Raw genomic sequence first — 13128 nt, 5'->3', positions numbered from 1 at the left:
TGTTCCGGTTCGGCACCCCTGCTCCGCTCCCGTCAGATCCGGCTCTGACCGACACCGCTTTGCCTCAGCACCGCGGAACGTTCGGCGGGCATTTTTTGGCTGCCGCTGCTGGCGGCGGCGCCGGACGCGGTGGCGGTGGCGCAGCCACCCGGGGCGGCGGCGGCGGCGGCGCTGCCATCCGAGGTGGTGGCGGCGGCGGCGCAGCTGCCCGCGGCGGCGGCGGCGGTGGCGCTGCCATCCGAGGTGGCGGAGGCGGCGGCGAAGCTACCCGCGGGGGCGGAGGCGGCGCTGCGATCCGTGGTGGCGGCGGCGGTGCGGGCTTCGCCATCTGCGGAGCCGGACGCGGCGGAGCCGGCGGCGGCGGCGGCCGGCGTGCTTCCGGCTGAATTGGAGGTTTCGGCGCCGCCTGGGTTGCCGGCTTCGGAGGGAGCGCTGTCGTGGGATTGGGTGACGGTTGAACGCCCGCCGGCTTGCTGGCGGATTCCGGCACCACCGTCGGCTTTGCGTTCGGCCCCGGAGCGGGCGCCAGGCTGCTCGGCTTCGATGGCGCTGCCATCCCTGCCGGTGCCTTCGGTGTGCCGGCGGCGGCAGCCGGTGCATTCGAAACCCCTGCCGGCGGCGCCGCTCCCGGTTGCTGCGGCGTGAGCTTCACACTGGGACTGGTCGCATTCGGGGGCGGAGCTGCGGCAGCCGGCGGTGGCACCGGCAGCGAATTGGCCTTCGGCAACGCCTTGCCTTGCGGCAGCGCATTCGGAGCCGCATTCGCGGGCTGCGGCGCATTCGCCGGCGCCATCTGGCCAACCGGTCCGCCCGGCGCGCCCGCCTTCGCGGCACGGTTCATCAATGCGCTCGGCGGCATTGGCAGTTTGCCTTGCTGGATCAGCGAGGCCTTCTGCGCGACCGCGAGAGGCAGCGCGGTCGTAGCGGCGGACCCGGGTATGGCCGCGGCCGATGACGGCGCGGCGCCCTTGGCGGTGGGTAGCGCACCGGCAGTGCCCGGCCCGGTCGGCACCGGCTGAGGCGGTTGGTTGATGACGTTGTTGATGACCGTCGTATTGTGGATGTTGGCGTAGATGATGTTGTTCGGCGGCGGCGTTACATAGATCGGCGCTACAACATAGACCGGAATCGGCACGAACAGCGGCTGCGGCAGGATGAATAGCCCGATCGGTGGCGGCGGCGGCTCCAACACGATGAAGTCCGGCGGCGGCGGCGGCAAATAGTAGAACGGCGGCGGTGGCGGTGGCACAAAATCAAACTCGGGATCGCTGAACACCAGCACGGGGCGATCGACATAGACGATCTCTTCGGGAGGCGGCGGCGGGACGTCGTAGTCCATGACCGCGAATGCCGGTGGCGGTTCCAGCGGTGCGGTGAGGATGGCAAGGCGGCGGCGCGCGTCGCCGGCGTGTGGCCCGCGCGGATAGCGCCGCAGATAGGACCAATAGGCATTGGGCGTGTCGGCCTGGTAGCTGCGGCGCCAGGTGATCGCTTCGCGCCGCGCGGCGACGATCGCGCGCACTCGCCTAGCCAGTGGATCGCCGGGATAGGCGATCAGGAAATCCTCATAGCCTTGCAGCGTGTCGCGCTCGAGCGCTGCGGTATAGGCGTCCTGCACGCCCATATCGCGGATCGGCTTGTTGCGGAGCGCGGCGACCTGATCCGGCGGCGCCTGCGCCGGCGCATCCGGCGCGCGCTCGAAGAACATGAACTGGGCGTCGAGCTTGTGGGTATCCCACGGCACCTGCGCGCCCTTGGTCGCTTCGTTGACGCGCAACCGCACGCGGTCGAAAACATCCTGCAGCGGCAATCCGCCGGCGCGGATCATCTCGGCGAGCGACTGGGCGTAGGCGCCGTAGGGTCCCTGCTCCGGCGGTGCGACCGTGCCCGGCGCCGCGTTATAGGCGATCAGCATATGCGGATCCGCCTCGACCAGCGCCAGGCCGCTTGCGATCTGCCCCTCGACGAAGGGTTGCTGCCGTGCCGCATCCAGCACGACGATGCTGGCCTTGAGTGGAAGCGATGCGAGCTGCCGGACATAGTCGCTGATCCGCAAGGCTTCGATCGGAATGTCGGTCTCGCGGTTGATCGCGGAGTCGACCGGCACGAAATAGTTCTCACCGGCAAGCTGCAGCCCGTAGCCCGCGAGATAAACCATCGCCACGGTGCCCGGCCCAGCACCTTGGGCCTTCTGGACGAAATCGCGGAAACTCTTGCGCAGGGTGTCGCCATCGAGATCGCGGGCGCCGATCACATCGAAACCCGCCGCCTGCAAGGTTTGCGCGATCAGGCCGGCGTCATTGGCCGCGGTGGCCAGCGGCGATTTCGCATACGCGCCGTCGCCGACCACGAGTGCGATGCGCTTTTCCGGCTGCTGGGCCAAGGCGGAATGCAGGAGCGCCGGAAACCCGGACGCCACAAGCAGACACACCGTAAAAATCGACACCCTTGCTGTCAGTCGCATGATCCTATGTCCCCGCCGCGATTCAACACCCGCACATGGAGCGCGCGCCCACCTGAACCGTTCTTGAATGAAATAGGGTACCAGAAGGACAACGCGCCCCTGGACCGTAATTGGGCCGACAGTCGAAAAGTTCCATTAAAGCGTCTGGACGTCCACCACGCCCGACACCGCCTTGATCGCGCCGGCGATCTGCGGCGAGACCTTGAAGCGGCCGGGCAGCTTCATCTCCACCTCGGTTTCGAGGTCGAGCATGATGACGAGCGAGACGTCGCCATCGGCTCCGCCTGACGGCGCCGGCGCAGGCTTCGCCGATGGAGTCTTCGACAGGCCGCCGGGCGGCGCCGCTTCCGGCATGTTCAGCCGCCGCGCGATCGAATCCAGCGGCTTGGTGTCGCGAACGAAAATCCGCAGGCCCTTTTGCGTCTTGGCCGCGGCATCATCGAGCGGTTCGGCATGCAGCACCCGCGCCCGCACGTCTTCGCCCTGCAGTTCGGCGCCAAGCTGCAGCAGCACCGCCGCTCCCGGTTCCAGCACGTCGCGATACTGCGCGAGGCCTTCGGAAAACAGCACGGCTTCGAAATGGCCGGTCGGGTCTGACAACCCCATGATGCCCATCTTGTTGCCGGTCTTGGTGCGCCGTTCCATGCGCGAGACCACCGTCGCTGCGACCTTGCCCGCGGTGGCGCCGGTTTTGACGGCGCGCGAGAATTCCGCCCAGGACTGCACCCGCAGCCGCTTCAGGACGGTCACGTAGTCGTCGAGCGGGTGGCCGGACAGGAAGAAGCCGACGGCGTCGTATTCGCGGCGCAGCTTCTCGGCCGGCAGCCACGGCTCGACCTGCGGCAACATGATGGTCGGCGCGTCGGACGCGCCGCCGAACATGTCGTTCTGGCCGAGCGTCGCGGCCGAGTGGCTGCGCTGGCAGGCGGCCAGGATCGCTTCCGCGCCGGCAAACACCCGCGCCCGATTGGCATCCAGCGTATCGAAGGCGCCGGCGGCGGCGAGGCTTTCGATCACCCGCTTGTTGATCGCGCGCGGGTTGGCGCGCGCGGCGAAATCCGCCAACGAGGTGAACGCGCCTTCCCGCCGGGTCTCGACAATGAGTTCGACTGCCGCCGGGCCAACGCCCTTCAGCGCGGCGAGCGCGTAATAGATCGTGTTGTCGCCGACCTCGAAGGTCGCGCCCGAGCGATTGATGTTGGGCGCCTCGACCTTGATGCCGAGCCGCTGCGCCTCGGCGCGAAATTCCGAGAGCTTGTCGGTGTTGTTGAGTTCGAGCGTCATCGACGCCGCCAAAAACTCCACCGGGTAATGCGCCTTCATATAGGCGGTGTGATAGGACACCAGCGCATAGGCCGCGGCATGGCTCTTGTTGAAGCCGTAGTCGGCGAATTTCGCCAGCAGCTCGAAGATCGTATCGGCCTGTCCCTTCGGCACGCCGTTCTTCACCGCGCCGGCGATGAAGATCGCGCGCTGCTTTTCCATCTCGGCGCGGATCTTCTTGCCCATCGCGCGCCGCAACAGGTCGGCGTCGCCGAGCGAATAGCCGGCCATCACCTGGGCGATCTGCATCACCTGTTCCTGGTAGATGATGACGCCGAAGGTTTCCTTCAGGATCGGCTCGAGCATCGGGTGCAGATATTCCGGCTCCTCGTCGCCATGCTTGCGCGCGCAATAGGTCGGAATGTTCGCCATCGGGCCGGGGCGATAGAGCGCCACCAGCGCGATGATGTCCTCGAAGCGGTCGGGGCGCATGTCGACCAGCGCCCGCCGCATGCCCTGGCTTTCCACCTGGAACACGCCGACCACATCGCCCTTGGCCAGCATCTGGTAACTCGCGGCATCGGTGATCGGCAACGTCGCGAGATCGATGTGGATGTCGCGCTGCTTGAGCAGTTTGACCGCGACGTCGAGCACGGTCAGCGTCTTCAGGCCGAGGAAGTCGAATTTGACGAGCCCCGCCGGCTCGACCCATTTCATGTTGAACTGGGTTACCGGCATGTCGGATTTGGGATCGCGGTAGAGCGGCACCAGTTCGCTCAGGGGGCGGTCGCCGATCACGATGCCGGCGGCGTGCGTCGAAGCATGCCGCGTCAGGCCCTCAAGGCGCTGGGCGATGTCGAAGGCGCGCGCCACCACCGCGTCCTCGTCGCGGAATGCCTGCAGCTTCGGTTCGCTGGCAATCGCCGCCGCCAATGTGACGGGTGCCGCGGGATTCTGCGGGACGAGTTTGGTCAGCTTGTCGACCTGCCCGTAGGGCATCTGCAGCACGCGGCCGACGTCGCGCAGCACACCGCGCGCCTGCAGCGTACCGAACGTGATGATCTGGGCCACCTGGTCGCGGCCATAGCGTTGCTGCACGTAGTCGATGACCTCGCCGCGGCGGTCCTGGCAGAAGTCGATGTCGAAGTCCGGCATCGAAACGCGTTCCGGATTGAGAAAGCGCTCGAACAGCAGGCCAAACTGGATCGGATCGAGGTCGGTAATGGTCAGCGCATAGGCGACCAGCGATCCGGCACCGGAGCCGCGGCCCGGCCCGACCGGAATGCCCTGGGCCTTGGCCCATTTGATGAAGTCGGAAACGATCAGGAAGTAGCCCGCATAGTTCATGCGGTTGATAACGTCGATCTCGAAGGCGAGACGCTTCTGATAATCCTCTTCCGTGGTGCCTTGCGACAGGCCATGGACCGCAAGCCGCCGTGCGAGCCCCTCCTCGGCCTGACGCTTCAGTTCGGCGGCCTCCTCGCTCACCGCGTCGGATCCCGAGCCGGCGCCGACGGTGAAGCGCGGCAAAATCGGCTTGCGCGTCATCGGCCGGAACGAGCAGCGTTCGGCGATCTCGACGGTGGAGGCCAGCGCCTCCGGAATGTCGGCAAACAGCACCGCCATCTCGGCGCGGGTCTTGAAGCGATGATCGGGCGTCAGCTGGTCGCGATCGGTCTCGGCGATCAGTTTCCCGCCGGCGATGCAGAGCAGTGCGTCGTGGGCTTCGTAATCGTCATTGCTGGCGAAGTAAGGCTCGTTGGTCGCGACCAGCGGCAGGCCCTTGGCATAAGCGAGGTCGATCAGGCCGCTTTCGACGCGGCGTTCCCTGTCGATGCCGTGGCGCTGCAATTCGACATAGAGGCGATCGCCGAACAGGTTCGCGAGCCGGTCGCAGCGCGTCGCGGCGAGACCGGCCTGATCGGCATGCAGCGCCAGCGAAATAGGCCCCTCGGGACCGCCGGTCAGGGCGATCAGGTCTTCCGAATCACCCTCGAGCCATTCGAGCTTGATATGCGGCGATTGATGGATTGGGGTCTCCAGGAACGCCCGCGAGTTCAGCCGCATCAGGCTGCGATAGCCGCGCTCGCGCGAGGCCAGCAACACGATGCGCGACGGCGCCGCCGACAGCACGTTGCGCGCATTGGGGTCCTGGTCGCCGAAATCGACCGCGAGTTCGAGGCCGACGATCGGCTGGATGCCGTAGCCCGCCATCTTGTCGGAGAATTCCAGCGCCCCGAACATGTTGTCGGTGTCGGTCAGCGCCAGCGCCGGCTGATGGTCCGCTTTGGCCAGTTCGCCGAGCTTGGCGATCTTGATCGAACCCTTCAGCAGCGAATAGGCCGAATGAACATGAAGATGGACGAATCCGGCGCTGGGCATGGCTGCTTAACGGGCTCTGGCAAGGTGGATGGCAGCGTTCGTCAGGCTCCCAGGAAAGCAACGGCCTTCCGCGAAATCCCGACTCGCAATCCCGCAATGGTGATGCCTTGGCCTTGCAGAGTCCACGCGGAACGCGACCTTCGCGCCCGCCATCCGGCTTTTCCCCAGCAGGCATTTCCAGACCGCAAAAGACCCGGTTCCCGCCACTTACGTCAGAGCTGGGGAATCACCTGCGCCCAGACCGCAATCATCCCGATAAACAATGAAATCGATGCCAGCGCCGCCGCTTCTTCCACGAACAACCTCAACATGAACCCGACTCCGATGTGAGAACATACGGGGAACATTGTTCCTTTTTTGTTCCAGGAGTCAAGGGTGGGTAGTGGGTCAGTTTGAAAAGTGACCCTGAAATAAATCGCTTGGTTAATTTTGGAGATCACTAATGGCTAGTTGCGTCAGGGTAGTTCCGCCCGTTGTATGCATCTTTGGGGGGAAGCTCCGATGGATGCATTATTACCACACCAAGTCCGGTATGACGTTGACGGATATATTCCTGTTTCTGTCATTGCGGAGAGTTTGGTGGCCAACGGGAAGTTGGTCGCAGAAGCCGCCTTCCTTCTTGAAGCGCTTATCCCGGGGTTGGTTATCGAGCGAGCGGAAGTTTCGGTCCGTCGCGTTGTGCACGAGTCCCCACTTCGCGAAGTTTTTGCCGTTGCGATTGTTGCCGCCTTCCAAGCTGGTTTGCAGACCGACATGCCAGCAATTGTAACCGACCTGACCGGCCTTGTTGTCCCGGATCGTTACCATAACCTGCTCACGGTCATTGTTATGATGATTGCCGTCTACGGGGTAAGCAAAACTATTGAGCGCCTGTTCCCAACCAAAAAGACAGATCAAATTGATGAAAGCTTCAAAAGTCTAACCCTAGTCGCCGGTGACTTGATCCAAATGCAGCCCGAGCAGATTGAGACGGCGGTACGAGCAAGGTTGGCAGACAAGAAGCAAGGGCAACTAACTTCCGCGATACGAAGTTTCTTTGCGCCGACCGCTGGGCATCCAGGTTCGACTATCGCTGGCGCCGGCACCACGATAGGCGCAAGCGCCATTGCTCAGATTCCCGACTTCAACACGGCCGAGGTGGTAGCGACAAAGAGCGCCACCGAGTCTCAAATGGAAAACGGCCAAAAAATTATCATCCACGCGATGGATCGCGACCGTGGCAAGTATGGTTGGGCGGGCCATATTCCGGAGTTTTTTGATGATCGGGTGCCAATGAAACTCGACAAGAAGATTAATCCAGAATCACTTTTCACAAAAACCGAAATTTGGGGAGATGTTTTGATCCTTTTTGATATCGATAGCGAAGGGGTCAGAACGCCTTCCGAATTTCACTTGCTGCGAATTGTAAATCCACCCAAGCCCAAGCAAAAGAAGATTGCTCCGAAATAGTCCGCTACTTATTCTCTAGAAGCCATGCCTGCGACTTCTCCCTGATCCACGCCAAAGCATCATTCTCACTTGCAAACCCAAAGACGCTATCCACTTCCCCGCCGCGCCACATGACGCTAACCGAATGGCCCTTGTCGATGGCATACTGCCGGACGACGAGCTGATATTCCGGCTTGAAGTTCGCAAGCTCCCATTGCTCAAGCATTTCGACGATATCGGACACTTCCCAGAGCTTATCGGACACGCCAGCGGCCATTGCGGGCGTTACCTTGAGCGTCTGATGAATGCGAACGAAGTTGTAGTACATCGTATGAAGCGCAATCGCGGCGGCGTGGTTCTCAACCTTCTTTGAGAATGCATTGGTCAACCGCGTGAACCGGCGCATATGCATGCGCATGGTCAGGTTGCTGCGCTCGACATATGACGTGCTGATATGCTTCGGGTCCGGGTTGCCCTCGATTGGCTTCTTCTTCGCACCGATGCACTTGGCCGGGCTGTATCGCTTCTCTGCCTGCGGGTCCGCACCGTACTGCTTAATTAGCATCGCGTAGTCGACTTGATCGCCAAACGCGCCGGGGACGGCGAGCAGATACGGCGCGTGGCCGTCGCTGGTTAGCTGCACGCGGTTCGCAAGACGGCTTTCCAAATCTTGGGTGAAGGCTACGGCGGCGTCTAGATCGCGAGCGCCGAGCAGCCAACTAACAATCAGCTTCGTGTCGGCGCAGATCGCGGTCCAAGTCCAAACGTCGCCAGCGGTCTCCGGAGCGGCTTTGGCACCCTTCACGTTGGCGGCCTTGGCGTAAACGAAGCTCCAGATTTCATCCATCTGGACGCGCCTGCAGGGCAGCTTGCGCAGCGTCTTGTCTTGATAGGCCGCGCAGGCGTGACCGGCGGAAACAAGCAGCTTGGCGACCGTGTTCTTGCTGCAGCCGGTCAGCCGGGTAATGGCACGGAGCGATTGCCCCTCACAAAGAAGGTGGAGGATTTGGGCGCGGGTCTTTCGGTCCAGCTTGTTCATGGGCATGTATATACACTCCCATACATGACCGGTCAAGCATAAAGGTCAATTAGATGGGCAATAGCCTATCGTTCGCATAAGTCTTTGAAGGGACTCGCGTTTTTAAGGATTTGACAATCTTTTCAAGGAGTTATATACAAACGGTGCAAGCCCCCGCTTTCGCGGGGGCCGCAACCATGGCAACTATATTGTCATGTTCCACCTCCTCCCCGACTTCACGGGGCAGTTCTACCAAGGCTCCGCGCGGTCCCTCGTCCAGGATTCACCGCCGGAGCCTTAATTGCTGTGCGCCTCCAACGTCAGGGGGTCTTTCCAGACGCTCCCGTCGGGCATTACCGTAATCCGCTCCTTAGCCTTGAGGCGGTGAATTGCGGTGTAGAAGTAGTTCGCGAGCCGTTCTGGCGCGAAGCCCTGTTCAGCCAGCGTCTTCTTGAGTTGCTTCTTTGAGATCGGCCTAGGAGCTTCGTTGGCGATCTTCTCTATGGCGGCGACCATGTTGTCGCCATCCCGACTGCTCGGCGGCGGCTCCGAAGTAATTGTATGCTGGAAGAAGGTGTCGTCGTTCGCGAGCAATGGCGGCTCAACGAATAGCTGCCGATCCCGCTCCGGAATTGGCTTGGGCCGGAAGATTTCAGCGGCCTTGAGCTTGGTCCGCAAATCCTCCAATCGCGCTTGCTGTTCCGCAATGATGCGGGCCGCGTCGGCGGATTCGCGCTCCCACTGATCAATTTGATCAGTCGTAAGAAGGACTTGAGTGGAGTTGTTCATATGGGCCTCGGCTGCGTTGCAGAGACCATATAGACCGAAGGATTGATATGTTCAAGTCTATAGTGAACAAAAGGTGACGGTGGGCTATTTCTTCCAGCGGGCCGCGGCCGCCTTCTTGGCGATATCTGCGCGCTGTTCCGGCGTAAGTGAGGCCGAACGCGCAGCGCCACCCTTTAAACCACCCTTGCGGCCCAACGCCACCGCAGCCGGGTCCTTGCCCTGCTCTTCTGGCGTGGGGTCGCGGTCAGGCTTCTGGCCGGTCGCTATGTCGATAATCGACTTGGCGAGCTGGTTGGGGTCCCTAGGGCGTTTGGGATGGCTAGTCATGCAGGCTTTCCGTCTGGACGCTTGACCAGTTCGAATGTGGCAACGTGAGTGTCTTCCGCCCAAGACTCTAATACCGCCCCGCAGACTTCACAGGATACGTGGCCGCTATGCGGCATTAAGCACATTGGTTCGACGCGCTTATATTCAGCGCCGCACCGGCACTGGACGACTGTTGTTTCCATTCTCGAAATATGCGCCCGCACTCGCCCATTTTCCAGCGCGCGCCACAACCAAACTGTTATCTATCATTCGCCTTCCGCAATTCTTTGCCTGCCAGCGTTCGTTAGTCGAAGCTCGCCCGGCAATTCCAGTATGTATCCTAGATGGATCAGTCGGTCTTTATGTTCGGGCGGGATTGTGCGGTGCATCGGACCCTTAGCGCAGTGCTGCAACGAGGCGAACTCCTCGCGGGTTAATGGTGGTGCAGACAAGCCTTGTGCCATCCAGTGAATATGCGCCTACGGCGAGCCGGTTCAAGCCAGTTCCGCTGCCACAATCAAACTGACCCACTACCCAAGGGTGCCGTTGAGCGGGTGCGGGGCGACAATTCCCGATGGTTAATGGCCACTCCGGCCCAACAAAAAAGCCCCGGGCAATGCCCGGGGCCTTCTGTCTCGATCGTGCGCCGAAGCGCGCGAAATCAGTACCTTGCGACGACCGGGCCGCCGAACTTGTAGTTCAGGCGAGCGGTGACGAGATCGACGTCCTGACGGACGCGATCGCTGCCGACCAACACGCCGGCACCGTTGGTGAAGTTGTAGGTCTTGTCCTGCATGAACAGATGGTCGTATTCGAGACCGAGCGACCAGTTCGGAGCGAAGGCGTACTCGGCGCCGACGCCGATCGTGCCACCCCAGCGGGTGTCATCGTTGGTGGTTCCAAACTGCGCGCCTGCCGCCGTATTGATGCGGTAGGTGTTCGAGGTCACAGCCGCACCGCCCTTGACGTAGAGCAGGAAGTTGTTGGCAGCGTAGCCAACCTGACCGGTGAACAGGCCGAACGCGTCGGTCTTCGAGTTGTTCACGAAACCGGGGCCGAAGAGCGTGCTGGCGTTGCTGCCCTTGAAGTCAGCCCAGTTGCCCTGCGCTTCCAAGCCGAACACCCAGGTGCCCGCCTGCCAGCGATAGCCGACCTGACCACCGATGGTGCCACCGGTTGCATCGTGGGAGCCCTCGGCGCCCACCGCGAACGGCGCGACCGAATTCCAGCTGTTGTGGCTCGAACCCCAACCACCGTTGGCACCGATGTAGAAACCGCTCCAGTCATACACAGCGGCGATCATCGCGGGCGCCTTGGTGTAAGGACGCGCAGCGAGATCCGCAGCGACTGCCGGCGCTGCCGCGCCGAGCGCGATCAGACTGGCCGTAACAAGCAAAACCTTCTTCATTCTTTTTATTCCCGTTCCAAGTTGTACAGCCCCCAAGGCCGTGCGCAGTCTGATAGCATTCTCAGACCAAATTGCTGTAACCTCACGGCAACAGCGAATGCGAAACGAGTTCGCTGAAGGTGTAAGTTAATGATGCGTTGCGGGCACTTTTCGAAATTTTGTGCCGCAACCTTGCCGCAAAAATTTCACATTTGAATTTCGGCGCGGTATTCCGCTGGAGAATGTGTTGACGAAAAGGCGAACGTGGCTGTTCTGTCGGCGTCATGGAACCGAAGATGCATCGATGGACTCGAGGAGATACAAATATGTGTAGAGCGATTCTTGTGTTGCTGGCCGCAAGCGGATTGGCCGCACTCGGCGCGGCCCCCGCTGCAGCCGTCGGCACCCGCTATCCGTTCTGCATCCAGGGCGACGACCAGCCGGGTCTCAGCAACTGCACCTTCACGAGCTACGAACAGTGCCAGGCGACGGCATCGGGGCGGCGGCTGTGGTGCATCGCCAATCCCTATTATGTCGGTACCAGCGACGCTCCAACAGCCGGCTATCGGCCCCTGCCCGGCCGCACGCTGCCGCCGGCCTACGGCTATCCACGTTACTGAGCGTCTCCGCGTAGATATTCCCGACACGCGATCACATTTTGCAGTGCGCGCGCCGAAATGCTTGCGCGCTAACGTGATTTGACGCGGACGCGGGCGGATTGTCTGCTGTCCATCAGAAATTCGACAAGCCGTGACGGAGGAAAGCATGCGGAGCGCATTGCGGACGTTGATGGCGTGCGGTGCCGTCGCGGCGGCCGTTGCGACGCCGGCTGCGGCGCGCGAGATGGCCTTCTGCATCAAGGGCTGCGATTTCGGCGGAGGTACCGGCGATTGCAGCTTCTCGTCGCTCGCGCAATGTCAGGCGACAGCCTCCGGCCGCGATGCGACCTGCGTCTCGAATCCCTATTTCGGCGCCAAGGCTGAATTGTCAAAGCTGCCAACCGCTGAACTGCCGACCAATCACAACCGCCTGTCACGAAGGAACTTCTGATGCGCATTGCAGCTTCGACCGTTCTCGCACTGGGAGCCATCTCGCTCGCCGCGCCGGCGCATGCTCAGACCTACGGTTCGAACTACCCGGTCTGTCTCCATGTTTACGGCCCGATCAATTATTATGAGTGCAGCTATACCTCGCTGCCTCAATGCAACATGTCGGCCTCTGGGCGTGCCGCGCAATGCATCGTCAACCCTTATCTCGCGAGCGCCACCGAATACCAACCGGTGCGCAGGCGGCATCGCAGCGTCTACTGAGACGCAACGCCGCGACGAAGCAGCGCCATGAGCCGGTCAGTCGAACTCGACGACCGGGTCAGTCGAAATTCGACGACCGGGTCAGTCGAGTTCGACGACCTGGCCGTCGACCAGCGACACCCGCCGGTCCATCCGGCCGGCCAGTTCCATATTGTGGGTTGCGATCAGCATCGCGACCCGCGTCGCCTTCACCAGTTGCATCAGCGCATTAAAGACGTGATCGGCCGTGTGCGGATCGAGGTTGCCGGTCGGCTCGTCCGCCAACAGCGCCCGCGGCGCATTGGCGACCGCGCGCGCGATCGCCACCCGCTGCTGCTCGCCGCCGGAAAGTTCGGCCGGCCGGTGCGTGATGCGGTCGCCGAGCCCCAGATAGGCCAGGATTTCCGTCGCGCGCGACACAGTCTCGGCGCGCTTGAGGCCGCGAATCATCTGCGGCAGCATGACATTTTCCAGCGCGGTGAATTCCGGCAGCAGCCGGTGTGACTGATAGACGAAGCCGATATCGCTGCGCCGGATATGGGTGCGGTCGATATCGGATAGTTGCGAGGTCGGCGCGCCCGCGACATAGACCTCGCCGTCATCGGGGGTCTCCAGCAGCCCCGCGATATGCAGCAGCGTCGATTTGCCCGAACCCGACGGCGCCACCAGCGCCACCGACTGCCCCGCCCACAGCGCCAGCTTGGCACCGTTGAGAATGGTCAGCGTCGCTTCGCCCTGCCTGTACTCGCGTTTTATCTCGTGGAGATAGATAACCGGTACGTCTTCCGCCCCCTCGGCCATC

12 protein-coding genes are annotated in these 13128 nt (G+C 62.4%); 5 read left to right on the top strand and 7 right to left on the bottom strand.

The window, feature by feature from the left end; all coding sequences use genetic code 11:
• Window positions 1-64: 64 nt before the first annotated feature.
• Both FFI89_RS16240 and dnaE read right to left on the bottom strand, forming a co-directional pair.
• Window positions 65-2464 carry a caspase domain-containing protein gene (locus tag FFI89_RS16240; RefSeq protein WP_138838184.1) on the bottom strand — a complete coding sequence of 800 codons (2400 nt, stop codon included), beginning with the start codon at window positions 2462-2464 and terminating at the stop codon, window positions 65-67.
• A gap of 135 nt (window positions 2465-2599) precedes the next feature.
• On the bottom strand, window positions 2600-6109 hold the full coding sequence (gene dnaE / locus FFI89_RS16235) for a DNA polymerase III subunit alpha (protein WP_138838182.1): 3510 nt from the start codon (window positions 6107-6109) through the stop codon (window positions 2600-2602).
• Between dnaE and FFI89_RS34365 the strand changes: the two genes are divergently transcribed.
• On the top strand, window positions 6074-6439 hold the full coding sequence (locus FFI89_RS34365; RefSeq protein WP_168212727.1) for a hypothetical protein: 366 nt from the start codon (window positions 6074-6076) through the stop codon (window positions 6437-6439). The two genes, dnaE and FFI89_RS34365, sit on opposite strands and share 36 nt — an antisense overlap.
• 171 nt (window positions 6440-6610) lie before the next feature.
• On the top strand, window positions 6611-7558 hold the full coding sequence (locus FFI89_RS16230) for a hypothetical protein (RefSeq protein ID WP_138838180.1): 948 nt from the start codon (window positions 6611-6613) through the stop codon (window positions 7556-7558).
• A gap of 4 nt (window positions 7559-7562) precedes the next feature.
• On the opposite strand, the gene FFI89_RS16225 is transcribed toward FFI89_RS16230, so the two are convergent.
• From FFI89_RS16225 to FFI89_RS16210, 4 genes are all read right to left on the bottom strand, one after another.
• Window positions 7563-8576, bottom strand: a complete 1014-nt coding sequence (locus FFI89_RS16225) for a helix-turn-helix domain-containing protein (protein ID WP_246669472.1) — start codon at window positions 8574-8576, stop codon at window positions 7563-7565.
• 276 nt (window positions 8577-8852) lie between these two features.
• Window positions 8853-9344 (bottom strand): hypothetical protein, encoded by a 492-nt coding sequence (locus FFI89_RS16220; RefSeq protein ID WP_138838178.1) that lies wholly within the window; start codon window positions 9342-9344, stop codon window positions 8853-8855.
• 84 nt (window positions 9345-9428) lie between these two features.
• The gene (locus FFI89_RS16215; protein ID WP_138838176.1) at window positions 9429-9671 is read right to left on the bottom strand and encodes a histone H1; all 243 of its coding nucleotides are present in this window, start codon (window positions 9669-9671) and stop codon (window positions 9429-9431) included.
• Window positions 9672-10311: 640 nt separating this feature from the next.
• Complete coding sequence (locus FFI89_RS16210; protein WP_138838174.1) at window positions 10312-11058, bottom strand: outer membrane protein; 747 nt, start codon at window positions 11056-11058, stop codon at window positions 10312-10314.
• 305 nt (window positions 11059-11363) lie between these two features.
• Between FFI89_RS16210 and FFI89_RS16205 the strand changes: the two genes are divergently transcribed.
• From FFI89_RS16205 to FFI89_RS16195, 3 genes are all read left to right on the top strand, one after another.
• Window positions 11364-11657 carry a DUF3551 domain-containing protein gene (locus tag FFI89_RS16205; RefSeq protein ID WP_138838172.1) on the top strand — a complete coding sequence of 98 codons (294 nt, stop codon included), beginning with the start codon at window positions 11364-11366 and terminating at the stop codon, window positions 11655-11657.
• A gap of 145 nt (window positions 11658-11802) precedes the next feature.
• Window positions 11803-12087, top strand: a complete 285-nt coding sequence (locus tag FFI89_RS16200; protein WP_138838170.1) for a DUF3551 domain-containing protein — start codon at window positions 11803-11805, stop codon at window positions 12085-12087.
• The gene (locus FFI89_RS16195; RefSeq protein WP_138838168.1) at window positions 12087-12347 is read left to right on the top strand and encodes a DUF3551 domain-containing protein; all 261 of its coding nucleotides are present in this window, start codon (window positions 12087-12089) and stop codon (window positions 12345-12347) included. Before FFI89_RS16200 ends, FFI89_RS16195 begins: the two co-directional genes overlap by 1 nt.
• Before the next feature lie 81 nt (window positions 12348-12428).
• Here FFI89_RS16195 and FFI89_RS16190 read toward each other — a convergent pair whose 3' ends face one another.
• The gene (locus tag FFI89_RS16190; protein WP_138838166.1) at window positions 12429-13127 is read right to left on the bottom strand and encodes an ABC transporter ATP-binding protein; all 699 of its coding nucleotides are present in this window, start codon (window positions 13125-13127) and stop codon (window positions 12429-12431) included.
• Between the last annotated feature and the right edge of the window lies 1 nt (window position 13128).

This window comes from Bradyrhizobium sp. KBS0727, assembly GCF_005937885.2.
In the GTDB taxonomy this organism is placed as follows: Bacteria; Pseudomonadota; Alphaproteobacteria; order Rhizobiales; family Xanthobacteraceae; genus Bradyrhizobium.
The sequence above is the reverse complement of the archived record's forward strand: the minus strand, read 5'-3'. Positions and strand labels throughout refer to the sequence as shown.

Coding starts and splice junctions, on each gene's coding strand:
- FFI89_RS16190 (WP_138838166.1), bottom strand. CDS start 13,127: ATGGCCGAGGGGGCGGAAGACGTACCGGTTATCTATCTCCACGAGATA.
- FFI89_RS16195 (WP_138838168.1), top strand. CDS start 12,087: ATGCGCATTGCAGCTTCGACCGTTCTCGCACTGGGAGCCATCTCGCTC.
- FFI89_RS16200 (WP_138838170.1), top strand. CDS start 11,803: ATGCGGAGCGCATTGCGGACGTTGATGGCGTGCGGTGCCGTCGCGGCG.
- FFI89_RS16210 (WP_138838174.1), bottom strand. CDS start 11,058: ATGAAGAAGGTTTTGCTTGTTACGGCCAGTCTGATCGCGCTCGGCGCG.
- FFI89_RS16220 (WP_138838178.1), bottom strand. CDS start 9,344: ATGAACAACTCCACTCAAGTCCTTCTTACGACTGATCAAATTGATCAG.
- FFI89_RS16205 (WP_138838172.1), top strand. CDS start 11,364: ATGTGTAGAGCGATTCTTGTGTTGCTGGCCGCAAGCGGATTGGCCGCA.
- FFI89_RS16240 (WP_138838184.1), bottom strand. CDS start 2,464: ATGCGACTGACAGCAAGGGTGTCGATTTTTACGGTGTGTCTGCTTGTG.
- FFI89_RS16215 (WP_138838176.1), bottom strand. CDS start 9,671: ATGACTAGCCATCCCAAACGCCCTAGGGACCCCAACCAGCTCGCCAAG.
- dnaE (WP_138838182.1), bottom strand. CDS start 6,109: ATGCCCAGCGCCGGATTCGTCCATCTTCATGTTCATTCGGCCTATTCG.
- FFI89_RS16230 (WP_138838180.1), top strand. CDS start 6,611: ATGGATGCATTATTACCACACCAAGTCCGGTATGACGTTGACGGATAT.
- FFI89_RS34365 (WP_168212727.1), top strand. CDS start 6,074: ATGAACATGAAGATGGACGAATCCGGCGCTGGGCATGGCTGCTTAACG.
- FFI89_RS16225 (WP_246669472.1), bottom strand. CDS start 8,576: ATGAACAAGCTGGACCGAAAGACCCGCGCCCAAATCCTCCACCTTCTT.